Annotated in this window: 27 protein-coding genes; 19 read left to right on the forward strand and 8 right to left on the reverse strand. The window is 62.8% G+C overall.

Going from position 1 to position 23,471, the window contains the following annotated elements; genetic code table 11:
* Positions 1–605 precede the first annotated feature (605 nt).
* Positions 606–872: a 30S ribosomal protein S20 gene (gene rpsT, locus JQ558_RS11065; RefSeq protein ID WP_212209920.1), complete on the reverse strand. Its 267-nt coding sequence runs from the start codon at positions 870–872 to the stop codon at positions 606–608.
* 346 nt (positions 873–1,218) lie between these two features.
* On the opposite strand from rpsT, the gene JQ558_RS11070 reads away from it, so the two are divergent.
* From JQ558_RS11070 to JQ558_RS11085, 4 genes are all read left to right on the forward strand, one after another.
* On the forward strand, positions 1,219–1,536 hold the full coding sequence (locus JQ558_RS11070) for a hypothetical protein (protein ID WP_212209919.1): 318 nt from the start codon (positions 1,219–1,221) through the stop codon (positions 1,534–1,536).
* Positions 1,537–1,687: 151 nt separating this feature from the next.
* Positions 1,688–2,347, forward strand: a complete 660-nt coding sequence (gene msrA, locus JQ558_RS11075) for a peptide-methionine (S)-S-oxide reductase MsrA (RefSeq protein WP_212293639.1) — start codon at positions 1,688–1,690, stop codon at positions 2,345–2,347.
* A gap of 185 nt (positions 2,348–2,532) precedes the next feature.
* On the forward strand, positions 2,533–3,279 hold the full coding sequence (locus JQ558_RS11080; RefSeq protein WP_312014897.1) for a polysaccharide biosynthesis/export family protein: 747 nt from the start codon (positions 2,533–2,535) through the stop codon (positions 3,277–3,279).
* A gap of 183 nt (positions 3,280–3,462) precedes the next feature.
* Entirely contained in the window at positions 3,463–4,470 is a 1,008-nt protein-coding gene (locus JQ558_RS11085; protein ID WP_212293640.1) for a tripartite tricarboxylate transporter substrate binding protein, read from the forward strand.
* Positions 4,471–4,660: 190 nt separating this feature from the next.
* On the opposite strand, the gene JQ558_RS11090 is transcribed toward JQ558_RS11085, so the two are convergent.
* From JQ558_RS11090 to JQ558_RS11100, 3 genes are all read right to left on the reverse strand, one after another.
* Complete coding sequence (locus tag JQ558_RS11090) at positions 4,661–5,332, reverse strand: dienelactone hydrolase family protein (RefSeq protein ID WP_212293641.1); 672 nt, start codon at positions 5,330–5,332, stop codon at positions 4,661–4,663.
* Positions 5,333–5,404: 72 nt separating this feature from the next.
* Positions 5,405–5,749 (reverse strand): hypothetical protein, encoded by a 345-nt coding sequence (locus tag JQ558_RS11095; protein WP_212293642.1) that lies wholly within the window; start codon positions 5,747–5,749, stop codon positions 5,405–5,407.
* Positions 5,746–6,534: an alpha/beta fold hydrolase gene (locus JQ558_RS11100; RefSeq protein WP_212293643.1), complete on the reverse strand. Its 789-nt coding sequence runs from the start codon at positions 6,532–6,534 to the stop codon at positions 5,746–5,748. The genes JQ558_RS11095 and JQ558_RS11100 overlap by 4 nt, the downstream gene beginning before the upstream one ends.
* 73 nt (positions 6,535–6,607) lie before the next feature.
* Here JQ558_RS11100 and JQ558_RS11105 point away from each other — a divergent pair, with 73 nt between their 5' ends.
* From JQ558_RS11105 to JQ558_RS11120, 4 genes are all read left to right on the forward strand, one after another.
* Entirely contained in the window at positions 6,608–6,766 is a 159-nt protein-coding gene (locus JQ558_RS11105) for a hypothetical protein (protein WP_212293644.1), read from the forward strand.
* An 81-nt stretch (positions 6,767–6,847) separates the two neighbouring features.
* Positions 6,848–7,339 carry a (2Fe-2S)-binding protein gene (locus JQ558_RS11110; RefSeq protein ID WP_212293645.1) on the forward strand — a complete coding sequence of 164 codons (492 nt, stop codon included), beginning with the start codon at positions 6,848–6,850 and terminating at the stop codon, positions 7,337–7,339.
* Positions 7,336–9,642, forward strand: a complete 2,307-nt coding sequence (locus JQ558_RS11115) for a molybdopterin cofactor-binding domain-containing protein (RefSeq protein WP_212293646.1) — start codon at positions 7,336–7,338, stop codon at positions 9,640–9,642. Before JQ558_RS11110 ends, JQ558_RS11115 begins: the two co-directional genes overlap by 4 nt.
* A 193-nt stretch (positions 9,643–9,835) precedes the next feature.
* Positions 9,836–10,369, forward strand: coding sequence for an REP-associated tyrosine transposase (locus JQ558_RS11120; protein WP_212293647.1), 534 nt, complete (start codon positions 9,836–9,838; stop codon positions 10,367–10,369).
* A gap of 242 nt (positions 10,370–10,611) precedes the next feature.
* Here JQ558_RS11120 and JQ558_RS11125 read toward each other — a convergent pair whose 3' ends face one another.
* Together JQ558_RS11125 and JQ558_RS11130 are read right to left on the reverse strand one after the other, a co-directional pair.
* Complete coding sequence (locus JQ558_RS11125; protein ID WP_212293648.1) at positions 10,612–11,163, reverse strand: alpha/beta fold hydrolase; 552 nt, start codon at positions 11,161–11,163, stop codon at positions 10,612–10,614.
* A 147-nt stretch (positions 11,164–11,310) separates the two neighbouring features.
* A complete protein-coding gene (locus tag JQ558_RS11130) occupies positions 11,311–12,099 on the reverse strand; it encodes an MOSC domain-containing protein (RefSeq protein ID WP_212293649.1) in 789 nt (262 codons plus the stop codon).
* Between the two features lie 914 nt (positions 12,100–13,013).
* Between JQ558_RS11130 and JQ558_RS11135 the strand changes: the two genes are divergently transcribed.
* The gene (locus JQ558_RS11135) at positions 13,014–14,111 is read left to right on the forward strand and encodes an HD-GYP domain-containing protein (protein ID WP_212275757.1); all 1,098 of its coding nucleotides are present in this window, start codon (positions 13,014–13,016) and stop codon (positions 14,109–14,111) included.
* A 102-nt stretch (positions 14,112–14,213) separates the two neighbouring features.
* Here JQ558_RS11135 and JQ558_RS11140 read toward each other — a convergent pair whose 3' ends face one another.
* Positions 14,214–15,794: an AMP-binding protein gene (locus JQ558_RS11140; RefSeq protein WP_212293650.1), complete on the reverse strand. Its 1,581-nt coding sequence runs from the start codon at positions 15,792–15,794 to the stop codon at positions 14,214–14,216.
* A 197-nt stretch (positions 15,795–15,991) separates the two neighbouring features.
* Positions 15,992–16,411 carry a VOC family protein gene (locus JQ558_RS11145; protein ID WP_212293651.1) on the reverse strand — a complete coding sequence of 140 codons (420 nt, stop codon included), beginning with the start codon at positions 16,409–16,411 and terminating at the stop codon, positions 15,992–15,994.
* A 134-nt stretch (positions 16,412–16,545) separates the two neighbouring features.
* Here JQ558_RS11145 and JQ558_RS11150 point away from each other — a divergent pair, with 134 nt between their 5' ends.
* The 10 genes from JQ558_RS11150 to bchE all read left to right on the forward strand — a co-directional run bounded on the left by JQ558_RS11150 (position 16,546) and on the right by bchE (position 23,435).
* Complete coding sequence (locus tag JQ558_RS11150; RefSeq protein WP_212293652.1) at positions 16,546–17,523, forward strand: tripartite tricarboxylate transporter substrate binding protein; 978 nt, start codon at positions 16,546–16,548, stop codon at positions 17,521–17,523.
* 92 nt (positions 17,524–17,615) lie between these two features.
* Positions 17,616–17,873, forward strand: a complete 258-nt coding sequence (locus JQ558_RS11155) for a DUF3551 domain-containing protein (protein WP_212293653.1) — start codon at positions 17,616–17,618, stop codon at positions 17,871–17,873.
* Positions 17,874–17,931: 58 nt separating this feature from the next.
* Positions 17,932–18,399: a helix-turn-helix transcriptional regulator gene (locus tag JQ558_RS11160; protein WP_212293654.1), complete on the forward strand. Its 468-nt coding sequence runs from the start codon at positions 17,932–17,934 to the stop codon at positions 18,397–18,399.
* The gene (locus JQ558_RS11165; protein WP_312014980.1) at positions 18,366–18,743 is read left to right on the forward strand and encodes an SRPBCC domain-containing protein; all 378 of its coding nucleotides are present in this window, start codon (positions 18,366–18,368) and stop codon (positions 18,741–18,743) included. The genes JQ558_RS11160 and JQ558_RS11165 overlap by 34 nt, the downstream gene beginning before the upstream one ends.
* Before the next feature lie 22 nt (positions 18,744–18,765).
* The gene (locus JQ558_RS11170; protein WP_212293655.1) at positions 18,766–19,503 is read left to right on the forward strand and encodes a DUF899 domain-containing protein; all 738 of its coding nucleotides are present in this window, start codon (positions 18,766–18,768) and stop codon (positions 19,501–19,503) included.
* A 58-nt stretch (positions 19,504–19,561) separates the two neighbouring features.
* Positions 19,562–19,921, forward strand: a complete 360-nt coding sequence (locus JQ558_RS11175) for a DUF1428 domain-containing protein (RefSeq protein WP_212293656.1) — start codon at positions 19,562–19,564, stop codon at positions 19,919–19,921.
* A 129-nt stretch (positions 19,922–20,050) separates the two neighbouring features.
* Positions 20,051–20,668, forward strand: coding sequence for a hypothetical protein (locus JQ558_RS11180; protein WP_212293657.1), 618 nt, complete (start codon positions 20,051–20,053; stop codon positions 20,666–20,668).
* On the forward strand, positions 20,655–21,035 hold the full coding sequence (locus tag JQ558_RS11185; RefSeq protein ID WP_212293658.1) for a transcriptional regulator: 381 nt from the start codon (positions 20,655–20,657) through the stop codon (positions 21,033–21,035). The genes JQ558_RS11180 and JQ558_RS11185 overlap by 14 nt, the downstream gene beginning before the upstream one ends.
* Positions 21,036–21,069: 34 nt before the next feature.
* Positions 21,070–21,819, forward strand: coding sequence for a di-trans,poly-cis-decaprenylcistransferase (locus JQ558_RS11190; RefSeq protein ID WP_212293659.1), 750 nt, complete (start codon positions 21,070–21,072; stop codon positions 21,817–21,819).
* Between the two features lie 89 nt (positions 21,820–21,908).
* Positions 21,909–23,435 (forward strand): magnesium-protoporphyrin IX monomethyl ester anaerobic oxidative cyclase, encoded by a 1,527-nt coding sequence (bchE, locus tag JQ558_RS11195; RefSeq protein WP_212293660.1) that lies wholly within the window; start codon positions 21,909–21,911, stop codon positions 23,433–23,435.
* Positions 23,436–23,471: the final 36 nt, after the last annotated feature.

Raw genomic sequence — 23,471 nt, forward strand, 5'->3', positions numbered from 1 at the left:
CACCCTTGGGTCTCAAACCGCGCTGGTCTGGAGAGCCGTGGGCGTCGCGAACGACCATAGATGTACACCAAGCGGAAATTCTGACAATCCGTGAATCGACGTGCGTGACCGAGTCTTCGGCTGTGTGGCCGCGCTGCAATTGTGACACTCGAAAGCAAGTTTTTGGATTCGTGAACAGAATCGCGCGCGCTTGCGCATCGTGACAATTTTCGACGCACTCGAGAAAAATTTTAAGAAACCGTTACAATCGCGCTTGCGCGGACCGGTTTTCAAACCGCTTGAAGTCGCTATGTGGATAAGTGGTTAGCGAGACGAAGTTTTTCGCGATTCTTTTTTAGGGTAACTCTCGCGCGGCTGTTGCGGGTAAACCGCGGGAATCTTTTTGAACCCCGCGCAACAAAACTTGAATCTCGCGCAGCAAAACGTGCTGTGCATCTCGCGTCTGCGCACAGCATTGCCGTTGCAACAAACTGCACCGCGTAAAACTACGGGGCCGAAGAAATATGACACGCGCTCGACTGTGCAGCAACGGGACAATCGAATTGGAAAAAAGAAAAAGCCCGGCCAGGGCCGGGCTTTTTTGACGAATATTTTTTCCCGTCAGTTCATTTCGCAAGCTTGGCAATCTGGTGCGTCAGGCGTGACACCTTCCGGCTCGCGTTGTTCTTGTGAATGATGTTGCGCTGCGCGGCTTGCATCAGTTCCGGTTCCGCGCGCGCCATCGCCTTCAACGCTGCATCGCGGTCGCCGCTCTCGATGGCTTCTTCGACGGTGCGAACCGCACCACGCATCTGGGTGCGGCGCGACTTGTTGATGATGGTGCGGCGGGCAATCTTGCGGGTCGCCTTTTTGGCGGAAGTGGTATTGGCCATGTTCTCAACTATCCTTCGGCTGTCATCGCTCGGGTGGTCGGGCTTGAGCGCGCCGGCCGTTCAAATTGCGCTGGTGTGTTTCAAGGTGTCCTTGAGGTCGCCATGCTCGGGAGCCAAAATGCTCCCACCGCGGCGCGGCTCAAAGAACAGCGGCGGCGGGATTGCGCCCGCCGCCATTGGGGGTCTTATAGAGGGCTGGTTCTGCACCGTCAACGCTTTCCGGACCCTCCCAAAACCGGAAAATCCGGCCGGAAATGGCGCATAAGGTGCTGACGAGGTTGAATTTATTTGGGGGGCCCGGTATTGGGCTGACGGCCCTCCGGGCCCGACAGGTATAAGGTGACGCATGATCCGCGGTTTCTTCCGGCTAATTGGCCTGCTGCTCCTGGCCGGCGGATTCATCTTCATGGTCTATGACGGCGCACGGTATGTCGCCGACCAGACTCTGCGTTTCACCCGGTTTGGGCAGTTCTGGAACGACATCCACCAGTCCAGCCAGCTGGCGTTTCGCACTTCGGTTGAGAGTGCCGCGCCCTGGCTCTGGAACAGCGTCATCAAGGTCCTGCTGGACCAGCCGGTGTTCGCGGTGCTGGGCGTGTTCGGCATTCTCTTGATGATCCTGTTCCGGCCCCGCAAGCCGCTGATCGGCTATTCGCGGGACTGACAGGCTTTGGTTCGGCAAGGCCGGCGTTGCCAAGGCTTAATCTAAGGAGGCTTGCGTAACAGGGCTGCGGCAACCCGCGTAAAGCCTTATATAGAAGTGAGCCCGCTGCCGCCGTTTGCGCGCCAGCCGATGTTCCGCCTGGAGGCAATCCATGTTGTTCATGCGCAAGACCACCGCGTTGCCGAGTGCCGCCGAAGCGCTGCCGGGCCGCGCCACGCCGATCCCGACCGCGTCAACCCATTTCGTCAACGGCCGCAAGCTGCAGCCGCCTTATCCTGACGGTCTCGAGCAGGCGGTGTTCGCGCTCGGCTGTTTCTGGGGCGCCGAGCGCAAGTTCTGGCAACTCGGCGAGGGCATCTTTGCGACCGCCGTCGGTTACGCCGGCGGCCACACGCCCAATCCGACCTACGAAGAAGTTTGCTCGGGCCGCACCGGTCACACCGAAGTGGTGCTGGTCGTGTTCGATCCGAAGAAGATCTCCTTTGAGGCGCTGCTGAAGACGTTCTGGGAAAATCACAACCCGACGCAGGGCATGCGCCAGGGCAATGATGTCGGCACCCAATATCGTTCCGCGATCTACACGCGCAGCGATGCGCAAGCCAAAGCCGCCGATGCGTCGAAGGCGATGTACCAGAAGGCGCTGGCAGCCAAGGGTCTTGGCGCCATCACCACCGAGATCGCGCCGTCAGGCGAATTCTATTTTGCCGAAGACTATCATCAGCAATATCTCGCCAAGAATCCGGCCGGCTATTGCGGGCTGGGCGGCACCGGCGTGTCGTGCCCGATCGGTGTTGATGTGAGCGCCGCCTAGCCCCGTCATTGCGAGCGAAGCGAAGCAATCCATTCTTTCTTTTTGCGGCGAGATGGATTGCTTCGCTGCGCTCGCAATGACGGTGGTCTGCTCGCTGTGTTCCGTTGAGGACCCCACCCAAAAAAACGTTTTGTTAACCATAACCGGTGCAAGACTAGAGCTGTCTCGCTTTGAGGGATGCTCCGGTGCGAGTTGCGCGCGCGTTTCAATTTTCGATCGCTGCGATGATGGCCGCGCTCGCTCTGTCGGGGTGCATGCGCACGGCCGGACCCGTCGCGGTCGCGCCGCAAGCCGATCTCGACGCCATGACCTATGGCGCGGCGCCGGCGCCGGTCGCCGTCGTGGACAATAGCGGCGGCGGCGCCATCAGCGCGATGCGCGCGTCCTTTGCCAGAACGCCGCGTCCGGTTTACGCGCCCGCGCCCGTGGTTGTCGCAGCGCCCGTCGCCTATGCCGAACCGGTCCGCTATGACACGTCGTATCATCTCGATGCCGGCGACAGGCTGCGCGTCGTGGTCTACGGCCAGGAAGGCCTCACCAATACCTACGCGATCGATGCCGGCGGCTCGATCACGATTCCGCTGATCGGCTCGGTGCCGGCGCGCGGCCGCACGCCCGCCGGTCTCGCGGCCGAGATCGCAGCCAAGCTGCGCGCCGGCTTCATCCGTGATCCCTCCGTTGCGGTCGAGATCGAAGCCTACCGTCCGTTCTTCATCCTCGGCGAAGTGGCGGCGCCCGGACAATATCCTTACGTGCCCAACATGACCGTCGAGAGCGCGGTGGCGATTGCCGGCGGTTTCTCGCCCCGCGCGCGGCGCGACCGGGTCACGGTCACGCACACCGACGCTTCGGGAACCGCGCGCTACATCGTGCCGCCCGGCACCTCGATCAGCCCGGGCGATACGGTGCTGGTCGGCGAGCGCTGGTTCTAGCCGCAAATCTAACGGCGGTGCTGGTCGGAAAATTCCGTGCAGCGGCATTGTCATGGCCGGCTGTGGTGAATCAGCGCATTCGGCGTCAGGCGCCGGATCGGAACTTGCCTCTCCCAGGCCGGCGGCCTATGCCGCCGTCAACGCAATCCAGCGAAATCAACCTATCAATCACTTGGAGAAAAGATGAGCATCCGGCTGCCAATCAAGCTCGTGCGCACCGCCATTTCAGCTGCCATGATCGCAGGCATTGCGATGACGGCGGTGTGCGTGTCCGCCGATCAAGCGGCGGCGCAGTCCTATCCGGAGCGGCGCATAACCTTCGTGGTGCCGTATCCCGCGGGCGGAGCCACCGACGTTTCGGCGCGCCTCCTGGCCAACAAACTGTCGGAAGCGTGGAAGCAGCCTGTCGTCGTCGAAAACAAGTCGGGCGGCGGCGGTGTGGTCGGCAATGATTACGTCGCCAAGGCGCAGCCCGATGGCTACACCGTGCTGGTCGCCATCACCCAGATCATCCAGGCGCCGAGCCTGGTTGCGAAACTGCCCTACGACGTCTTCAAGGATCTCGCGCCGGTGACCCAGGTCGGGCTCTCGACGATCGTGCTGACGGTCCCCGAGGCGCAGCCGATCAAGACGGTCAAGGAACTGATCGATCACGCCAAGGCGAACCCCGGCAAGGTGCCATACGGCTCGTTCGGCAACGCGACGACGTCACATCTCTACGGCGAACTCCTGAAGAAGAACGCGGGCATCGACATGACCCATGTTCCCTATCGTGGCGCGGCGCCGCTGGTGAACGATCTGCTCAACAACACGGTGACCGCAGGCTTCGTCGACCTGACCACGGCCGGCCCGCAAATCCAGGCAGGCAAGGTCCGGGCGCTGGCGGTCGGCGGCGAAAAGCGCAGGACCCAGCTGCCGAACGTGCCGACGCTCGCCGAACTCGGTTTCCCCGGCTTTGAGACCGAAGGCTGGGTCGGTGTCTTCGTGCCCGCTGCAACGCCCAAGGACATCGTCACGAAACTGTCCGCGGAACTGGCGCGCATCATCGCTTCCCCCGAGGGCACCGCGGGGCTCGAGACGGTCAGCCTGATGCCGGTCGGCGGTACGGCGGAAACCTTCGCAGCCACCCTGCGCCGCGACTCCGCGCGCTGGGCGGATGTCGTGAAAGCCACCGGCGTCAAGGGCGAGTAAGGCGGGCGAGAGCGCGGCTACAATTTATCCGTCGTCCCGGCCTTGAGCCGGGACCCATACGCCGCGGCCTATCGGTGAGATCGCCGGCGTTAGAGACCTTCTGCAAAGTCACGGAGTATGGGTCCCCCGATGCGCAATTGCGCATCTGCGCTCAAGGCCGGGACGACAGTGGAGTATGATGACTTCGTCGTCACTTCAAATGCCTGGCAAAGAAATCGAGGCTGCGCGGCCAGGCGATGTCGGCGCTGGTCTTGTCGTAGCTGGCCCGCTCGTCGCAGTGAAAGCCGTGCTGCGCGCCGGGATAGACATAGACTTCGACGTCGGGCCGCTTGGTCCTGATGGTCTCGACGTCGGTCAAGGGAATGCCGGCGTCCTTTTCACCGAAATGCAATTGCGTCGGCACTTTCGGTTTGTCGTCGGCGAAGCGGACGACGGCGCCGCCGTAATAGCCGACCGCGGCCGATAGCTCCGTCAGTTTGGTCGCGGCGGCGAAGGCGATGCTGCCGCCGAGGCAGAAGCCGATGATGCCGACCGGACCCACGCTCTTGACCGCATCGATCGCGGCCTGGCTGTCGAGCAGCATCGCCGCCCAATCCGGATTGGCAACGAACTTTCGCGCGTTCGCGACTTCGTCCGGCGAATAGCCGCTCTGGAAATTGGGTGTGATGCGGTCGAAGATCGACGGCGCGATCGCGACATAGCCGGCGCCTGCGAGGCGATCGCACACCGAACGAATGTGGTGATTGACGCCAAAGATCTCCTGGATCACCACGATGGCCGCCTTTGGCGCGCCCGCCGGATCGGCGCGATAGCCGCCGAGTTTGAAACCGTCCGAAGCCGTCAGTGTAATATCCTGTCCCACGTTTCAATCCTTTTTGTTGAAGTTGCTTTTTGTCGAAGGGTTGCACGAAGCCTGTTGCAGGGAAGGCGGCGGTTATTGCCACATCCAGTTGTGACCCCAGTCGCCCTTCCAGCCCGCCAGCCGGCCTTTGCGGAATTGCAGATAGAGCCGGTGCTTGCTGGGAAACAAGCCGCTGCCGCCGAGATCGCGGAACGTGAGGAACACCTCATCGCCCGGCCGACCCTTGACGTAATTGAGCGGGGTGCCAAGCGCGCGTTCGGCTTCCATCGCATCCATGCCGAACGCCAGCGGCGTGGTGTTCGACAGGGTTTCGGTGAACGGCGGCGGGTAGGGACCGCCGAACGGCGGCAGCTTTTGCGCGAGCGCGGGTGCGGCGCCGGCGATGAGAAGCAGCGAAGCGGCGGCAATCGCCTTCATGACGCGGCCCTCGCGCTTGCCTTGGTATCGAGACCGCCAAGGAACGGCAGCACCGCCTCGATAAAAGCCTGCGGCTGATCGATGTTCACGGCGTGGCCGGCGGCCGGAACCACCACCTTCTTCGCGCCGGGAATTTTTGCCGCCATGTAATCGGACGCGGCCAGGAATGGCGTGTCGTCGGCGCCGACCACGACCAGCGACGGCACCTTGATGTCGGGCAGCGATTCGATCACGCGCGCGTCGCGCTGGATCAGCATGCCGCGCGCGGCCCGCGCCAGTCCCGACGCGTCGCGATGGCTGACGCCGGAGCGTTCGCGGCTGGCGGCTTTCAGAACGTCCAGTCCATCGCGCTCGAAACGGTCGCCGGTGTCATGGGCGCGCCTGTTCCAGACCTCGCGCGCATCGTCCTTCTTGAAGCCGGGTCCGGTGTCGATGATCAGCAGCGCCCGCACGCGCTCCGGGTGGTTGCGATAGAACGCCAGCGACATGTAGCCGCCAAGCGACAGCCCGCCGATGATGGCCTTGGCGGCGCCGACTTCGTCGAGCAATGCCGCCATGTCGGCCACCGTCAGCGCTTCGCTGTAGGCTGCGGGATCATCGGGATAATCCGACTGGCCGTGGCCGCGCATGTCCCACAACACGAGTTTGTGATGTTTCGACAGCGCCTCGATCTGGCCCTGCCACATCCCGGAGGTCGAGGAATAACCGTGGGTCAACAGCAGCGGTGGGCCGCTGCCATGCACCTCGTAATAGATGTCGACGCCGCCACGGTTGATCTTCGGCATTGCGATTTTCCCAAAACAATCATGCGTAATTCGGCATCCTAGCGCGATCCGTCAGCGGTTGGGAAATGCGGAAATGGCGGACCGTGCCCACGCCGCGGGCATTCCAAATCAATGGCACGCGCAAGACCTTGCCGCAGCGCACAACCAGATTTTTCATAATTTTATTCCCTTCGAACGATTCCAAATTGCATTGCCTCTAATTCCGATCGGTATCATTCTGCGCGCCGACTGACATCGACCCGGTGGGTGTCAGCAAATGCCCAACAGTGAGTTGCCGCCGTAAGCGGCTTCCAACACCGGAAGGGGAGCGCAAATGCCAAATCTGAATATCAACGGGCGGAATATGTCCGTCGAGGCGGCGAACGATACGCCGCTGCTATGGGTCATTCGCGAACAATTGCAAATGACCGGTACGAAATTCGGATGCGGCGCCGGCCTCTGTGGCGCCTGCACGATTCACGTCAACGGCGAAGCCGTCAGGTCCTGCCAGACTCCGGTCAGCGAGGCCGTCGGCAAGAAGATCACCACCATCGAAGGCCTCAGCCCCAAGAGCGATCATCCGCTGCAGAAGGCCTGGATCATCGAGCAGGTTCCGCAATGCGGCTACTGCCAGTCCGGCCAGATCATGCAGGCGGCTTCGCTGCTGTCCAAGAATTCCAATCCGACCAAGGAAGAAGTGGTTGCGCATATGGACGGCAATCTGTGCCGCTGCATGACCTATTCCCGCATCCAGAAGGCGATTCTGCGCGCCGCCGCCGACATGCGCACCGCGTCCAACGCCGGCACCGAGCGGAGGCCCACATGAACACGCACGTAAAAAAGATCGCACAGGAAAAATTGGACCGCGAACCCGCCGACCTCAGCCGCCGCTCCTTTCTCGTCGGCACCGCCGCCGCGGGTCTTGCGCTCGGCTACTCCGCTGTCCCCGGCCTGCTCGGCGCCGATCAGGCGCTGGCGGCACCCGCCAAATTCGATCCCAGCGTCTGGTACTCGATCGGACCCGATGGCCTGGTCACCGTGACGTGCGGCAAGGCCGATATGGGCCAGCACATCGCTTCCACCATGGCGCAGATCGTTGCCGAAGAGCTCGGCTCGTCCTGGAAGGACATGCGGGTTCAGCTCGCCTCCAACGATCCGAAGTTCAACGATCCCGTTCTGGGCGCGCAGATCACCGGCGGCAGCTGGTCGACCATGATGAACTTCGATGCGATGAGCCGCGCGGGCGCCGCGGGGCGGATCGCGCTGACGCAGGCAGCGGCCACGATCATGGGCGTTCCCGCCGGCGAACTGGTGGTGCGCGATTCCACCGTGTCGCATCCGAAGTCGAAGAAGTCGATGAGTTTTGCCGACATCGTCAAGAGCGGCAAAATTACAAAAACCTTTACGCCGGACGAACTCAAGGCGATCAAGCTCAAGACCCCCGATCAATACACCATGGTCGGCGTTTCCGTTCCGCAGCTCGACATCCCGCCGAAGAGCAACGGCACGGCCAAATACGGCATCGACGTCAATTTGCCGGGCATGGTCTACGGCGCTGTCGTGACCCCGCCGGTGCGTTTTGGCGCCACAGTGAAATCGGTTGATGATTCCGCAGCCAAGAAAGTGCCGGGCTTCATCAAGGCGGTGACGCTCGACGACAAGACCGGCAGCACGACGGGCTGGGTGGTGGCGGTCGCCAACACCTATGCCAATGCGAAGAAAGCCGCAGGAGCGCTGAAGATCGCCTATGACAATGGTCCGAACGCCAAGCTGTCGAGCGAGTCATTGCTCGAGGAGGCGAAGCGGCTGCAGAAGCTGGATGATTCCGGGCAGTTCTTCGTCAAGGACGGCGATACAGCGGCGGCCTTCGGGACGGCGGCGAAAGTGCTGGAGGCGGAATACACCACCAGCATCAACATCCATGCGCCGCTCGAGCCGATGAACGCCACCGCGGAGTTCAAGGGCGACATCCTGAATATCTATTCCGGCAACCAGTTCGCGACGCGCTCCGGCGCGATCGCGGCGGGCGCCGCCGGTATAGATCCAAAGTTCGTCGTGATGCACCAGATGTGGCTGGGCGGCGGCTTCGGCCGGCGTCTCGACGCCGACATGATGGTGCCCGCGGTGCAGGCGGCGAAAGCCGTCGGCAAGCCGGTCAAGGTGATCTACTCCCGCGAAAACGACATGACCATGGACTATTCGCGCCCCCTGACCTTCCAGAAGGTCAAGGCGGGCCTCGATGGTGACGGCAAGCTGATCGCGCTCAATCACGACGTGGTCAGTGCGTGGCCGACCCAGCGCTGGGGCATCCCCGATTTCCTGTCGCCCTCGGTCGACAAGAAGGGGCCGCTGGATGCGTTCACCGTGAACGGCGCGGATTTCTTCTATTCCGTGCCCAATCACAATGTGCGCGCCATCAAGAACGAGATGGCGCACAACGCCACCCCGTCGGGGCAGCTGCGGTCGGTCGCGCCGGGCTGGACCTTCTGGGCGGTCGAAAGCATGATCGACGAACTCGCCCACGCCGCCGGCAAGGATCCCGCCGAGTACCGGATCTCCCTGCTCGACGGCAAAGGCAAGAACGATGGTGGCGCGCAGCGTCTGCGCAGCACCCTGCTCGCGGCGATGGGCATGGCCGGCTACGGCACCGTCAAACTGCCGAAAGGTGAAGGCATGGGCGTGGCCTGCGTGTCGTCGCAGGAACGGGCGACGGCCAGCTGGACCGCCTGTGTGGCCCATGTCGCGGTCTCGCCAAGCGGCGAGGTCAAGGTCAAGAAACTGACCGTGGCCACCGACGTCGGCATGCAGGTGCACCCCGACAACATCCGCGCCCAGGTCGAGGGTGCGGCGCTGTGGGGCCTTTCGCTCGCCATGTATGAGAAGGCGACGCTGAAGGATGGCGGTATCGAGCAGACCAACTTCGATAGCTACACGCCGCTGCGGATGAGCCAGGTGCCGGAAGTCGCCGTCAACGTCATCGCCAACGGCGAAAAGCCGACCGGCGTCGGCGAGCCGGCGGTGACCGTGATCGCACCAGCATTGGGCAACGCCATCTTCAACGCCTGCGGCGCCCGCATCCGCGCGCTGCCGATCACGGCGGAGGCGGTAAAGGCGAACATGAAGGCGTAAGGGCGCCTAAGGTTACGCAGCATCAACGATCCGCCGGAGATTTCTCCGGCGGATTTTTTTTGGGAGACCTTCGTAGGGCGGGTTCTCTTTAACCCGCATCTCGCAATCGGGCGGCGGGTTAAAGAGAACCCGCCCTACGTAATCCCGCCGCCTTGGCCGCAACGCAACTCCGACATGTGCTATCCTTTGCCCTATGCCAAATTATCGTCGCGCGTTCGTTCCAGGCGGCTGCTGGTTCTTTACGGTCAACCTGGTGGAGCGGCAGAAATCCCTGCTCGTCGAGCATATCGAGAGCTTGCGCGACGCCGTTGCGGCAACGCGTATGGGTCATCCGTTCACGATCGATGCCTTCGTCGTGTTGCCCGATCATGTGCATGCGGTCTGGACGCTGCCGCCCGGTGATCATGACTTCTCCACCCGCTGGCGTCTGATCAAGAGCCGTTTCGCGCGGGCATTGCCGAAGCAGGAGCGGCTCAGCGCTGTTCGAGTCGCGCGCAACGAACGTGGCATTTGGCAACGCAGATTTTGGGAGCACCTTATTCGCGACGAAGCTGATTATGCGCGCCACGTCGAGTATTGTTACATCAATCCGCTCAAGCACGGCCTCGTCACGCGCGTGCGCGATTGGCCGCATTCCTCGTTTCATCGCGATGTTGGCGCCGGATTGTTTCCGGAGGATTGGGCTGGGGATGGCGAGACGAGCGGGGACTTCGGCGAACGACGGTGATCGCACCACGGTTGGCCGTAGACCTTCGTAGGGCGGGTTCTCTTTAACCCGCCGCTCGATTTGCGAGATGGCGGGTTAAAGAGAACCCGCCCTACGCAGTGACTAAGCTTCCGCTTTGGATGGATTGCAGTCGCTGCTCGTTCAAACCTGAGCCAGCAATATCTCGGCCAAAGCCTCGGGCTGCAGCCGCGCTACATTGTGCCCGCAATCGAGGGCAAAGGTCGACCACTCCGGCTCGCCGCTCAAGCGTTGATAAAGGTCGAGGAACGGACTGCCCTCCCAGCCATGCGCCCGACGAAGGTCTTGCGCGGCACTTCGCGCCAGCGTCCGCTGAGATTGATGGATTGCAGAAACGTCCCCATCGGATGCGGCCGGCATCGCGGGTCAAGGGTGGGAGGCGGCGCGCAGTTTAGTCCGTCGGCCCTCGCGCCCGAGACGAAGAGATCGCGAAAACGCGGCGTCGTCAGCGACCAGACGGAGTCGCCGGTGTCAGGCACATAGGCGTCCACATAGACCAGCGCCCGGATTTGCGATGGCGCAGCATCGGCCGCGCCGCTCACGACCATCCCGCCGTAGGATTGCCCAACAAGGACCACGTCGCCCTGCTGCGACTTCACGGCACTGACGACCTCACCAATGTGGGTTTCAAGATTGGCCATCGGGGCGGGAGCATCGCCGAGCCCTGAAAGCGTGATCGGCAAGGCTTTGTGCCCGTGCGCGGCAAGTATCTCGGCCACCTGTTGGTAGACCCAGCCGCCCTGCCAGCCTCCGGGGATCAGGATAAAGGTGGCCATATGATTCATTCCTGACGTTGATGCCTGCGAAACTTCGGCATCTCTTTGGCCGAAATCAAGACCACGTGCCTATTGGCTGGAACTGGGCGGATTCCCTTTAATCCGCCATCTCGCATCGATCAGCGGTTGAAGAGAACTACGCCGTGATTAATCCTCAACAACGATCTCGTCACCCGGTCGAACCAGACCCTCCACCAGCACAGCGGCGTAGACGCCGGCTCTGTTGTCATGGTTCTTGGCGACATATTGCAAAATCTCGGAGTTCTCTTCGAGCGACTCCGGATCGATGTTGATCATGCGGCAACGGATGTCGCGTTCCAGAATGTGGACCGTCAGTTTCGGACCGATCCGCAGCCGCCGGCCGACGAAGGCGTCTTCGGCGAAGCTTTCGCCGGAGTTGAGATCGACATAGAGGTTTTCGCGAAAGCGGCGCTTGTCGAGCCTCAGGCCCACTGCGCGGCCAATGCCGTCGATCGTCCGGGTCGCAAGCAACGACAGCGGCCGGCAATCCGTAATCGCGCGATCGGACCGTCGCATCGTCAGAGTGCCCGGCGACGATTCGTCGGTCAGCGCGCCGAGCAATCTGTCATCATCAACCCCAAAAATTTCTCCCGACGGTGCCGCGACATCGACGGCCAGATCCTCAAGGCCCGGAAAAAGCGGGGTGATGCCAGGTCCGCGCGCCTCGGCCTCGGCAAGGTTGCTCGGCAGCACCGAACGCGCCGGCTCGCGGAAAAACGGACGATACAGCAGCATATCCGGGCGAGCCCGTGCCGTCAGATACGGAAATGCCGTGGGCGCGGCCGAGTTGTGGACCGCGTAGAGGCGGTCGCCCAAAACTCCGGAGAAGCTGACATAGGTTTCCGGCAGCATTTCGCCGCGCATGCTCTTCACAGGATAGCGCCAAACGCTTTCGATCCGACCAACAACATTCATCCAAATCGACCACGGCTGATTGCATTATCTTCCACCGTAGTTTCCTTCCGGATGAATTGCAAAACCCCGATTGAGTCGCCTTGCGCGCATGCGCAATCTTGCGGTTTCGGCTGCGACAAATCAACCCGACGGGCAAATCACTTGCGATTTACAGAAATCGTGTCAAGCCAAAAATTTCCGTAAATCAAAAATGTTTCTGTTGTCGCCCGACCCAAATCAGTGCGCATCTATCGCCATCCCGTCCCACTCAGAGGGGCGTCGGCCGTCGTCATGACGAGGGGCGGGGATGCGGTGGACGCTGACGTTGCGATTGACGGTCGCGGCTGATGCGTACGGCAAAAGCGTGTGGTCCTGGCGCCCGTAACGGCGTCAAGCTGCGCAATGGCTCACGCCCTGCGCAGTGACGGTGGCAATAGAGGCCGTCTCACCGGGGAGAGCGCGTCATAAGCCGTAAAGCCATTGCGCAGGGAATGTCGGACGCTCTCCGCTGCCCTGTATGCTCATGTGCAGCATTCTTATGCACAATCGCACATGAGACCGCGGGTGCAGCGCGCATCCGGCATTCCCTGCGCCCTCTGATTTTGGGGGTAAGGATTTTCTGGCAAAGCTCGGGCGCCATGCGCCGCGAGATCGCAGCCACATATTCAGTGTCATCGCCCGGCTTGACCGGGCGACCCAGTATTCCAGAGGCGCTGATAATAGAGCCGAGAAGCCGCGGCGTACTGGGTCCCCCGCTTTCGCGGAGGACGACAGTTGTGTGGAGCGGCGGCCCGCGATCAGGCAACAACCGCGAATGGAATCCCTAAAATTCTAACAATCCTGATCAATCAACATTCACGATACGTCTTAAGCCACAGGGAACTCCTTATCCGGTAGCTTGGCGAACGGTCATCACCGCAAGGCCCTGGGGTCCTATGACAGCATTAACCAACAAGACTCCGTCCAAGCGCCGGCTGCTGCTGGCGTCGGATCGGAGCGATCAAAGCAGCGAACTGGCCGGCATTCTGCAGTCGGTCGGCCAGGTGGACATGATCGCCACCACGGATATTCCCGACGCGCCGGCGCGCGATCTCTCCGGCATCGTGGTCGATATCAATTTGCGCTCGGCCGAGAGCGTGCAGATGGTGCGCAACAAGCTGCGCACCGAGGCCTATCGCGAAATGCCGCGGCTGTTCGTGCTGGCGGATGCGCTGCATCACGGCTCGATGCAGGCCTGGGCGCTCGGCGCCACCGACACCATCGCGCGCCCGTTCGACGCGCAAGGCATCCTGCAGCGCATCCGGGCCGCGTTCCCGGACGACAGTTCCTACAACGAGACCGACCGCGGCAAGGCGCTGAACCGCGGTGTCGAAGCCGCGCACGGCGTCATGGTCAGGATTTTCAACGGCATGCGGGCCGGCGAGCCGCTGAAATACAGCGACATCGTGCAGGCCGAAAACAAGATTCTGAAAGCCATCAAGCACACCTCGCTGCGTGAATGGCTGACGACGGTCGGCTGCCACCACACCGACAGCTATCGGCACTGCCTGTTCGTCACCGGCTTTGCGGTCGCCTTCGCGCAGCACCTTGGCATGCGCGAGGACGACCAGCGCCGTCTCGCCCGCGCCGCGCTGTTGCACGACGTCGGCAAGGCGTTCATCCCGGTCGCGATCCTCGACAAGCCGGATCCGCTGACGCCGGAGGAAATGCACGAGATGCGCCAGCATCCGCGCCGCGGCTATGACGCGTTGGCGGCGCAAGGCGGTTTTCCGCCGGAAATGCTCGACGTGGTGCTGCACCACCATGAATTCCTCGACGGCACCGGCTATCCCGACGGCCTCTCCGGCAAGGAGATCAGCGACATCGTGCGCCTGACGACGATCGTGGACATCTACGCCGCCCTGGTCGAGAAGCGCGCCTACCGGCTGCAATTCACCCACGTCAAGGCGTTCAGGGTGATGGAAGAGATGGGCGACAAGCTCGACCAGCATTTGCTGCAGGCCTTCCGCCCGATCGCGTTCGGGTATGGCTAGGCTCTCCGCGTCATTACGAGCGCAGCGAAGCAATCCATCTCAGCGTGAACGGAAGTATGGATTGCTTCGCTACGCTCGCAATGACGAAGAAGACAGCCGCGCTCACTCCAGCAACTTCCGCAATTCCGCCTTCGCCACCTTCTCCAGCGTCGAGCGCGGCATCTCGTCGACAAAAATTATCTCGCGCGGCACCTTGAAGTCGGCCAGCGCATTGCGACAGGCCGCCATCACCTTGTCCTGCAGTTCGGCCGGCGCGGCCGCGACGCCCGCCAGCGGAATGATGAACACGACCGGCACCTCGTCCAGCATCGGATGCTTCTTCGCCACCACCGCGGCCTCGCGCACGCCCGGCACCAGCGCGACCACCTGTTCGATCTCGGACGCCGCGACATTCTCGCCGCCGACCTTCAGCATGTCCTTGGCGCGATCGCCGAACTTGATGAAGCCGTTGTCCAGCAGCGTGACGCGGTCGCCGGTGATGAAATAGCCGTGCTCGTCGAAGCTCTCGCGGGTGGCCTTGTCGTTGTGCAGATACTCGGCAAACAATGACAGGCCGGGAATGCCCTTGATCAGGAGATTGCCGGTGTCGCCGACTTGGGTTGGTGAACCGTCGTCATCGGTAATGCGGATCTCGTATTCCGGCGCGGCGCGGCCGATCGACATCGGCGTGTTGGGCTGGTCGACCTCGCCGACGATGCCGTGGGTGATGGTCTCGGTCATGCCCCACCAGCCGATGGTCTTGACGCCGAAGGCGGCGAAAGGCGGCGGATCGTTCACCGCGGTGCCCCAGAGCCGGAATTTGTGATGCTTCGGGATCTCGTGCTCGAGCAGCGCTTTCAGGCAGAACGGGATCGTCGAGGTCCAGGTGCAGCCATGCTCCAGCGCGACGTTCCAGAACCGGCTGGCGGAAAACCGCGGCTGGATCACGCAGGACGCGCCGACCCACAGCGCTGCGAGCATCGAATAGGCCAGCGCGTTGGTGTGAAACAGCGGCAGATAGGTCTGGTGCACGTCGCCCTGATGCAAATCCTCATGGGCGGCGTTGATCTTGCCGCCCCACAGCGCGTTGGCATGCGTCCACAGCACTGCCTTCGGGCGCGACGTGGTGCCGGAGGTATACTGCACGCTGCAGGGCGCGGACGGGTCGGTGGCGCGGCGCGGCCGGTCGGCGCTGTCGGCAAACAACGATTCGAAACTATCGCCGCGTGCCGCAGCTTGCGCGGGCGCGGCGCCGGCGTCATGCGAGATCACGGCGATCCAGCGCAGGTCGCGGCAATGGGCCGAAATCAATTCAGCATAGGCCGGCTGGGTGATCGCGGCGACCGCGCCGCAATGGCCGGCGAAATATTCCATTTCGGCGGCGGCCGAACGGGTGTTGGTGGTGACGGCGATGGCGCCGAGTTCGACGCAGGCGAACCACGCCAGCATCGCCTCGATGCAATTGTCGAGATGAACAAGCACATAGTCGCCGGGCTTGATGCCGCGCTTGACCAGGCCCGCCGCCAGCGCGCCGACGCGTTCGTGAAATTCGCCGTAGGACCAGCTCCGCGCCGGAGCCTCGAACGGCGCCCAGATCAGAAACGGATGATCGCGGCGGCTCTCGGCCCGCATCCGCAGCAGCCACGGCACGTCGAGGCCGGCGAACGGTCCGACGACGCCCGGCACTGCCTGTGAAATAGACATCTGTCCTCCCGGTGCAGCTTCGAGCGCTGCCTTGGTTATTGCTTGGGAGTAGTTCTGCCATCGGATGGCGCGGCGCGCAAATCGTAGAAGCTCGTCATGCCCGGGCTTGTCCCGGGCATCCACGTCTTCACGGTATGGCGGAGAGAAAGACGTGGATGGCCGGGTCAAGCCCGGCCATGACGAAAAAGCAAAACGCCTTACGCCGCACCATCCTCATACGACGAAATCTCGATCAAACTCCCGTCCGGATCCCTGCAATAGACCGAGCGCAGCGTGCCGCGCGCACCCTGTTTGGCGACGGGGCCTTCCTCGATCGCGACGCCGTTGGCCTCAAGGTGCGCGACCACCTGGTCCGGCGTGCTCGCGGTCAGGAAGCACAGATCGTCGCTGCCGGCGGTCTCATGATCGGCGGTGAACCACTCGACCTTGTCGGCATCGCGCGGCCGCACGTTGATCTTCTGGTTCCCGAACACCAGCGATGTCCGCGGCGTTTTGCCCGGACCCGGATCGAACACCTTGATCTCCATGCCGAGGATGTTCCGATACCACTCGGCGGAACGCGCCACGTCGGAGACATTGATGACGAGATGATCGAGCGCACTCACTTTGACGGACATGCCTAATCCTTTGGTCGCGCCTTGAGGGCGTTGCGTCGCACTGGTCGCATGGATGTTTGTTTGTTACAACGCGGCCCTTGCTCAGTTCAATAGAAACGGCCCGGGTGAACCCGGGCCCCCAGGGAGAATAACTCATGATTTCACGCCGTACCGCGATCTGCCTGACGGCAATCGGCCTTTCGATGACCGCTTCGATCGGCACTGCCTTGGCGGCGGATTATCCGACGCGGCCGGTCAAGTGGGTGGTCGGATATCCGCCCGGCGGCGCCACCGACATCATTGCGCGCCTGCTCGGCCAGCGGCTGTCGGAGCGGCTTGGCCAGCAATTCGTGATCGAAAACAAGCCCGGCGCCGGCAACAACATCGCCACCGAATCGGTGATCAACGCCGAACCGGACGGCTACACGCTTCTGCTGGTCAATCCGGCGAACTACATCAACGCGTCTCTGTACGCCAACCTGAAATTCAACGTCGTGCGCGACATCGCGCCGGTCGCGGCGTTCAATCGCGTGCCGAACGTGATGACGGTCAACAATAACGTGCCGGCGAAGACGGTTGCCGAGTTCGTCGCCTATGTGAAGGCCAACCCGGGCAAGGTGAATTTGGCGTCCTCGGGCAACGGCACGTCGGTGCATCTGTCCGGCGAAATGTTCATGATGATGTCAGGCGCCAAGATGCAGCACGTGCCCTACCGCGGCGCAGCGCCGGCGATCACCGACCTGCTCGGCGGCCAGGTTCAGGTGATCTTCGACAACATGCCCTCGATCCTGCAGCACATCCGTGCCGGTTCGCTGCGAGCGCTGGCGGTGACCTCGACGGTGCGGTCCGGGCTGCTGCCTGACGTGCCGGTGCTTGCCGATACCATTCCCGGCTACGAGGCGAGCGCGCTGTTCGGCATGGGCGCTCCGAAGAACACGCCCAAGGAAATCATCGAGAAGCTGAACAAGGAAGTGAACGCGGTGCTGGCGGAGCCCGCGATCAAGGCGAAGCTGGTCGACCTCGGCGGCGAGCCGCTGATCGGCCCGCCCGAAGCGTTCGGCAAGATGATCGTGGAAGAAACCGAGAAGTGGAAGAAAGTGATCGACAGCGCCAATATCGAGAAAGTGCAGTAAGGCGCCGCGCTGGAACCTGCTCCGGGTCGCGAGGTTTTGAACCTGATGCGACCCGGCGACGCGGTATGGTTGCCGCGTAGGAGGATCCGATCATGCGCAACGCGAACTTGGCAGTGTTGTTTTTGCTGGCGGCGGGATCGGCCACGATGGCTGGCCCGACGCCAGCGGCCGCTTACGATTACCCCTATTGCGTTCAGGGCCGGGGCGTCGGCATTCCCGGCGACTGTTCTTACCAGACCTATCAGCAGTGCATGGCCTCCGCCGCCGGGCGCGGCGTTTATTGCAGCGTCAATCCACGCGCGGCATTGAACCAGCAGCCGCGGCGCGGCCGGGTCTATCGGGATTATTGATCAGGAAAATCAGCAGCGGGCGCTTGACGCCTGATCTTTTGCGTCTATACTAAACCATATGGTTAAGTATTACGAAGACGTCCTGGACCGTACCTTCGCAGCCCTCGCCGATCCGACGAGGCGCGCACTGGTGGCGCGGCTCGGCGACCGCGAAAGCCTTTCCGTGAGCGAACTGGCGCAGCCCTTTGCCATGTCGCTGCCCGCGATCATGAAGCATCTCGACGTGTTGTCGGATGCCGGCCTGATCGCGCGCGAGAAGACCGGCCGCACCGTGGCGTGCCGGTTGACCGCCAAGCCTATGGAGCAGGCGATGGACTGGTTGAACCGCTACCAGCGCTTCTGGTCCGACAATCTCGACCGTCTTGCAGCTTTTGTGGAGGAAGACCCATGGCCACCCAGTCAAGCATCCAGCCAGATTCTCGCCGCGACGCCGGTATCGCAACCAGCCCAAGCCTCACCCTCAAGCGTCGTATCAATGCGGCGCCGGCGAAAATCTACGCCGCGTGGACCGACCCGGAAAAACTAGCGGCGTGGTTCGGACCCTCCAGGGTCAGGGAAGGCTCGGTGCAGGCGGAGACCGATCTGCGTGTCGGCGGCCGCTACCGCATCAGCTTCTACGCCACCGACGGCGAGTATTTTCAGGCTGGCGGCGTTTATCGCGAAATCGTGCCGAACGAGCTGCTGGTGATGAGCTGGGCCTGGCACTCGACGCCGGAGCGCGAATCGCAGCTCTCCATCATGTTGAAGCCGGACGGCGCCGGCACGCTGTTGACGCTGCATCACGAGCAGTTCTTCAACGAAGCCGCGCGCGACGGCCATGAGAAGGGCTGGACCGAACTGCTCGGCAAGCTCGAACAATTCGTCAGCTGAACGCTCAACACAGGAGCTGCCCATGCAGCCGCATAATGTCGTCTCGCGCGAAGCTTGGATCGCCGCGCGCAAAGCCCATCTCGTGCATGAGAAGGAACTGACGCAGGCGCGCGAGCGCCTGAGCGAGGAACGTCGCGCGTTGCCCTGGGTCAAGGTCGACAAGGACTATGCGTTCGACGGGCCCGGCGGCAAGGTAACGCTGGCCGAGCTGTTCAGGGGGCGCCGCCAGCTCGTGGTGCAGCATTTCATGTTTGCGCCGGACTGGAACGAAGGTTGCAAGCACTGCTCGTTCTGGGCTGATGGATTTGAGCGCATGATTCCGCATCTCGCCGCGCGCGACACCACGCTGGTCGCGATTTCGCGCGCGCCGGCTGAAAAACTTGCCGCGTTCAAGGCGCGGATGGGCTGGGCCTTCGACTGGCTGTCGTCGGGGAATAACGATTTCAACTACGATTACGAGGTGTCGTTCACGCCGGAGGCGCTCAAATCAGGCGACAACAGGTATAATTTCGGCACCACGCGCTTCGGCATGGAGGAAGCGCCCGGGATCAGCGTGTTCTATCGCGACGAAGCCGGGACTATCTTCCATACCTATTCCTGCTTCGCGCGCGGCCTCGACATGATGAACGCTGCCTATCATTATCTCGACCTGACGCCGCTCGGTCGTCATGAGGAGGAACTGCCATATCCGATGGACTGGGTGCGGCTACGTGACCAGTACACACCGGCGCCGGTTCAGGCATCCTGCTGTCACTCCTAACATAAGTCGTCGCTTGCGCTCCCTGCAGTGACGCGAACAAGCAGAGGGAACAAAACCCATGGCCTATGTCGACGGATTCATCGTCGCAGTTCCAAAGAAGAACATCGCGGCCTATCGCAAGATGTCCACCAAGGCCGGCAAGATCTGGCGCGAATACGGCGCGCTGGATTACCGCGAATGGGTTGCGGACGACGTCAAGGTCGGCAAGCTCACCTCGTTTCCGCGCAGCGTCAAGCAGAAGCCGGGCGAGACCGTGGTGTTCGCCTGGATCACCTACAAATCGCGCGCGCAACGAGACAAGATCAATGCCAAGGTGATGGCGGATCCCCGGCTCAATTCGATGGGGGATATGAAGTCGATGCCGTTTGATCCCAAGCGGATGATCTATGGCGGGTTCGAGAGCCTGGTGAAAGTCTGAGCGAAGCCGCCGCCAAGGCGTTACGAGTGGATAAGCCGTTGAGTTAGCCGCGCAATCGCGGCTTCGCGCATCGCCCTTGCAATTACTTTGTAATCCGGTATACTTTGCGATACAAAGTAAGGGTGAGCGATGCGCGACCTCGACAAGGCGTTGGCTGATATCCTGGCGATCCGCAGCCAGATTGCGGCCGGCACTGCGTTTCGCGGCTATGGTCCGGCGACGGTTGCTGCCACCAGCGGCATCGCTCTGCTTACCGCGATCCTGCAATTCCTCTGGCTCAACGATCCGACCGGGCAACCGGTCATGTTCTTTGCCGGTTGGGCGGCCGCCGCGCTGTTCTCCGGCGCGCTGATCTGGTTCGAGATGCTGGCGCGCTCGCGCCGGCATCATTCGGGCCTCGCCGACGCCATGATCCAGCAGGCGTTCGAGCAATTTCTCCCGCCCGGTGTCGCCGGCCTGTTGCTGGGGATCATGCTGTGGAAGTTCGCGCCCGAAACGCTGTGGATGCTGCCGGGACTGTGCCAGGTGCTGGTCAGCCTTGGCGTGTTCGCCTCGGTGCGCACATTGCCGCGCAGCATCGCCTTCGGTGGTGCCTGGTATTTCCTGTCGGGCTTTACGGTCCTGCTGCTCGCCAGCCAAGACCATCTGCTGTCGCCCTGGATGATGGGCGTGCCATTCGCGGTCGGGCAGCTCCTGATGGCCGCACTGCTGCATTTTGCGTCCGGAGAGAATGATGCCGAAGACTGAACCCAACAGCGCGCCGTTCTCCTATGACGGGCTCGATCGCGTGATCCACGAGAAGGCGCGGCTCGGGCTCTTGACCTCGCTGATGGCTCATCCCAAGGGATTGGCCTTCGCCGACCTCAAGCAACTCTGCGGCCTCACCGACGGCAATCTCAGCCGGCATCTGCAGGTTCTGCAGGAGGCAGGCCTGGTCGAGGTCACCAAAGGTTATGAAGGCAACCGTCCCCACACCACCTGCCGCCTGACCAAAAGCGGCCGCCGCCGTTTCCTCGACTATCTCGCCGTGCTGGAGCGTCTGGTGCGCGACGCCGCCAAGGCCGCCGGCAAGGAAGACACCGCCATCGCCCGGCTCGGTATCCTGCCGGTCTGACCGCCATCCCCTTTTTTTGATCGGAGACTTTGTGATGCAAAGTAATCTCTCCCCAAAACTCGAAGCCACACAGGACGCGGCGCGGCTGCATATCGGCATCATCATGGATGGCAATGGCCGATGGGCGACGCGGCGCGGGATGTCGCGGTTGCGTGGCCACGAGGCCGGCGTCGAAGCGATCCGGCGCGTGGTCGAGGCGGCGCCAGGGCAGGGCGTCGGTGCGCTGACGCTGTATGCTTTCTCCAGCGACAATTGGCGTCGGCCGAAGACCGAAGTCTCTGCGCTGATGGCGCTGTTGCGATTCTATCTCGCCAACGAGGTCGAGGCGCTGGTCCGCAACGGCGTCCGTCTCACCGTGATCGGACGCCGCGATCGCATTCCCGAAGGCATCGCCCACGCCATCACCCGCGCGGAAGCGGCCACCGCCGCCGGCGATGCGTTGCATCTGCGCATCGCGATCGATTACTCGGCCCGCGACGCCATCCTCAACGCCGCAACGCGTGCGGCGGGCATTGTCGATCTCACCCGCGAGAGGCTCGCCGAACTCATCACCGGTGAAAAAAACCTTCGCGACGTCGACCTCATCATCCGCACCAGCGGAGAAAAGCGATTGTCGGACTTCCTGCTCTGGGAAGGCGCCTACGCCGAACTGCACTTCACCGAACGGATGTGGCCGGAATTCGAGGCGCAGGATCTTGCCGAAGCCCTCGGCGCGTTCCATCGCCGCGAACGCCGCTTCGGCGGCCTGCAGGCGATCGCACCGGAAGAGGTGCCGAGCCTCTAATTCCCTTACCAGGCGCCGGCCCGGGGGGCCGGGCTCTTTCACGACATGCGGGGACGAACGATGACGCCAACAGAGCGGAGCGACGTCCCATGCGTATTCTTCTCGTCAACGTGCCGCATCCTTCGATCGGCAGCCAGATCCCCGATGACCATTTGCCGCCGCTCGGCCTGCTGTCGATCGGCGGCCCGCTGATCGACGACGGCCACGAGGTTCGCCTGCTGGATGGCGAGTTCGGGCCCATGCCGGTGCGATCAATCAAAGCCGAGGCGCTGGCATTCGCGCCGGACGCCGTGCTGTTCGGTCATTCCGGCTCGACCTCGGGTCATCCCGTCATCGCCGAGATCGCGCAGGCAATCGTGCGCGCCTTGCCCAATGTTCTGATCGTCTATGGCGGCGTGTTCCCGACCTATCATTGGCGCGAGGTGTTGCGCGACGAGCCCTATGTCACCGCGATCGTGCGCGGCGAGGGCGAGGAGACCGCACGGCGACTGATGCGTGCGCTCGAATATGGCCACGATCTCGGCACTATCGCGGGCATCGCTTTCCGCGACGGCAACGATATCAGCGCCACTCAGCCTGCGCCCGTGATCCGCGATCTCGATGCCTACCGGGTCGGCTGGGAACTGATCGATCACGCGCGGTACAGCTACTGGGGCGGCCTGCGCGCCGTGGTGGTGCAGTTTTCGCGCGGCTGTCCGCATCTGTGCAATTACTGCGGCCAGCGCGGCTTCTGGACCCGCTGGCGCCACCGCGATCCGATCCGGTTCGCGAAAGAGCTGGCGCGCCTGCATCGCGAGCACGGCGTCAAGGTCATCAACTTCGCCGACGAGAATCCGACGGTATCGAAGAAGGCGTGGCGCGCCTTTCTCGAGGCACTGATCGCGGAGAATGTCGATCTGATCCTGGTCGGCTCAACCCGTGCCGACGACATCGTTCGCGACGCCGACATCCTGCACCTCTACAAGAAGGCAGGTTGGCAGCGCTTCCTGCTCGGCATGGAGAACACCGACGAGAAGACGCTCGAACTGATCCGCAAGGGCGCGACCACCACCACCGACCGCGAAGCGATTCGCCTGATGCGCCAGCACGGCATCCTGTCGATGGCGACATGGGTGGTCGGCTTCGAGGAGGAGACCGATCGCGATCATTGGCGCGGGTTGCGGCAGCTGTTGTCGTACGATCCCGACCAGATCCAGATGCTCTACGTCACGCCGCACCGCTGGACGCCGTATTTCCGGCTCGCGGCCGATCGCCGTGTGATCCAGACCGACCGCCGGCGCTGGGATTACAAGCACCAGGTGCTGGCGACGCGCCATATGGCGCCGTGGCGCGTGCTGCTCTGGTTCAAATTCACCGAGATGGTGCTGCAATGCCGCCCGAAGGCGATCCTGCGCGTCCTGTTCCATCGCGACGCCGGCCTGCGGCACGCAATGCGCTGGTACACGCAGATGGGGCGCCGGGTCTGGCCGCACGAGATCTGGGGATTCCTGCGCGACATCAGGCTCAAGGATGGACCAACGGTGTCGGAGTTCTGGGGCGCGGCGCAGGACGGTGAGGAAGAGTCGATGTCGGCAGCGCGGCCCGAACGCCGCGTCGGCGCGCGCAAGGCTGCGTGAACGCCCGCGCATGCCGCCCCGCGGAATTGCAGAGGC

This window comes from Bradyrhizobium sp. AUGA SZCCT0160 (assembly GCF_018130105.1).
Taxonomy (GTDB): Bacteria; Pseudomonadota; Alphaproteobacteria; order Rhizobiales; family Xanthobacteraceae; genus Bradyrhizobium.

Excerpts from the sequence above, each read along its gene's own strand:
- rpsT (WP_212209920.1), bottom strand. The coding sequence starts at position 872 with ATGGCCAATACCACTTCCGCCAAAAAGGCGACCCGCAAGATTGCCCGC.
- JQ558_RS11070 (WP_212209919.1), top strand. The coding sequence starts at position 1,219 with ATGATCCGCGGTTTCTTCCGGCTAATTGGCCTGCTGCTCCTGGCCGGC.
- msrA (WP_212293639.1), top strand. The coding sequence starts at position 1,688 with ATGTTGTTCATGCGCAAGACCACCGCGTTGCCGAGTGCCGCCGAAGCG.
- JQ558_RS11085 (WP_212293640.1), top strand. The coding sequence starts at position 3,463 with ATGAGCATCCGGCTGCCAATCAAGCTCGTGCGCACCGCCATTTCAGCT.
- JQ558_RS11095 (WP_212293642.1), bottom strand. The coding sequence starts at position 5,749 with ATGAAGGCGATTGCCGCCGCTTCGCTGCTTCTCATCGCCGGCGCCGCA.
- JQ558_RS11100 (WP_212293643.1), bottom strand. The coding sequence starts at position 6,534 with ATGCCGAAGATCAACCGTGGCGGCGTCGACATCTATTACGAGGTGCAT.
- JQ558_RS11105 (WP_212293644.1), top strand. The coding sequence starts at position 6,608 with ATGGCGGACCGTGCCCACGCCGCGGGCATTCCAAATCAATGGCACGCG.
- JQ558_RS11110 (WP_212293645.1), top strand. The coding sequence starts at position 6,848 with ATGCCAAATCTGAATATCAACGGGCGGAATATGTCCGTCGAGGCGGCG.
- JQ558_RS11115 (WP_212293646.1), top strand. The coding sequence starts at position 7,336 with ATGAACACGCACGTAAAAAAGATCGCACAGGAAAAATTGGACCGCGAA.
- JQ558_RS11120 (WP_212293647.1), top strand. The coding sequence starts at position 9,836 with ATGCCAAATTATCGTCGCGCGTTCGTTCCAGGCGGCTGCTGGTTCTTT.
- JQ558_RS11125 (WP_212293648.1), bottom strand. The coding sequence starts at position 11,163 with ATGGCCACCTTTATCCTGATCCCCGGAGGCTGGCAGGGCGGCTGGGTC.
- JQ558_RS11130 (WP_212293649.1), bottom strand. The coding sequence starts at position 12,099 with ATGAATGTTGTTGGTCGGATCGAAAGCGTTTGGCGCTATCCTGTGAAG.
- JQ558_RS11135 (WP_212275757.1), top strand. The coding sequence starts at position 13,014 with ATGACAGCATTAACCAACAAGACTCCGTCCAAGCGCCGGCTGCTGCTG.
- JQ558_RS11140 (WP_212293650.1), bottom strand. The coding sequence starts at position 15,794 with ATGTCTATTTCACAGGCAGTGCCGGGCGTCGTCGGACCGTTCGCCGGC.
- JQ558_RS11145 (WP_212293651.1), bottom strand. The coding sequence starts at position 16,411 with ATGTCCGTCAAAGTGAGTGCGCTCGATCATCTCGTCATCAATGTCTCC.
- JQ558_RS11150 (WP_212293652.1), top strand. The coding sequence starts at position 16,546 with ATGATTTCACGCCGTACCGCGATCTGCCTGACGGCAATCGGCCTTTCG.
- JQ558_RS11155 (WP_212293653.1), top strand. The coding sequence starts at position 17,616 with ATGCGCAACGCGAACTTGGCAGTGTTGTTTTTGCTGGCGGCGGGATCG.
- JQ558_RS11160 (WP_212293654.1), top strand. The coding sequence starts at position 17,932 with ATGGTTAAGTATTACGAAGACGTCCTGGACCGTACCTTCGCAGCCCTC.
- JQ558_RS11170 (WP_212293655.1), top strand. The coding sequence starts at position 18,766 with ATGCAGCCGCATAATGTCGTCTCGCGCGAAGCTTGGATCGCCGCGCGC.
- JQ558_RS11175 (WP_212293656.1), top strand. The coding sequence starts at position 19,562 with ATGGCCTATGTCGACGGATTCATCGTCGCAGTTCCAAAGAAGAACATC.
- JQ558_RS11180 (WP_212293657.1), top strand. The coding sequence starts at position 20,051 with ATGCGCGACCTCGACAAGGCGTTGGCTGATATCCTGGCGATCCGCAGC.
- JQ558_RS11185 (WP_212293658.1), top strand. The coding sequence starts at position 20,655 with ATGCCGAAGACTGAACCCAACAGCGCGCCGTTCTCCTATGACGGGCTC.
- JQ558_RS11190 (WP_212293659.1), top strand. The coding sequence starts at position 21,070 with ATGCAAAGTAATCTCTCCCCAAAACTCGAAGCCACACAGGACGCGGCG.
- bchE (WP_212293660.1), top strand. The coding sequence starts at position 21,909 with ATGCGTATTCTTCTCGTCAACGTGCCGCATCCTTCGATCGGCAGCCAG.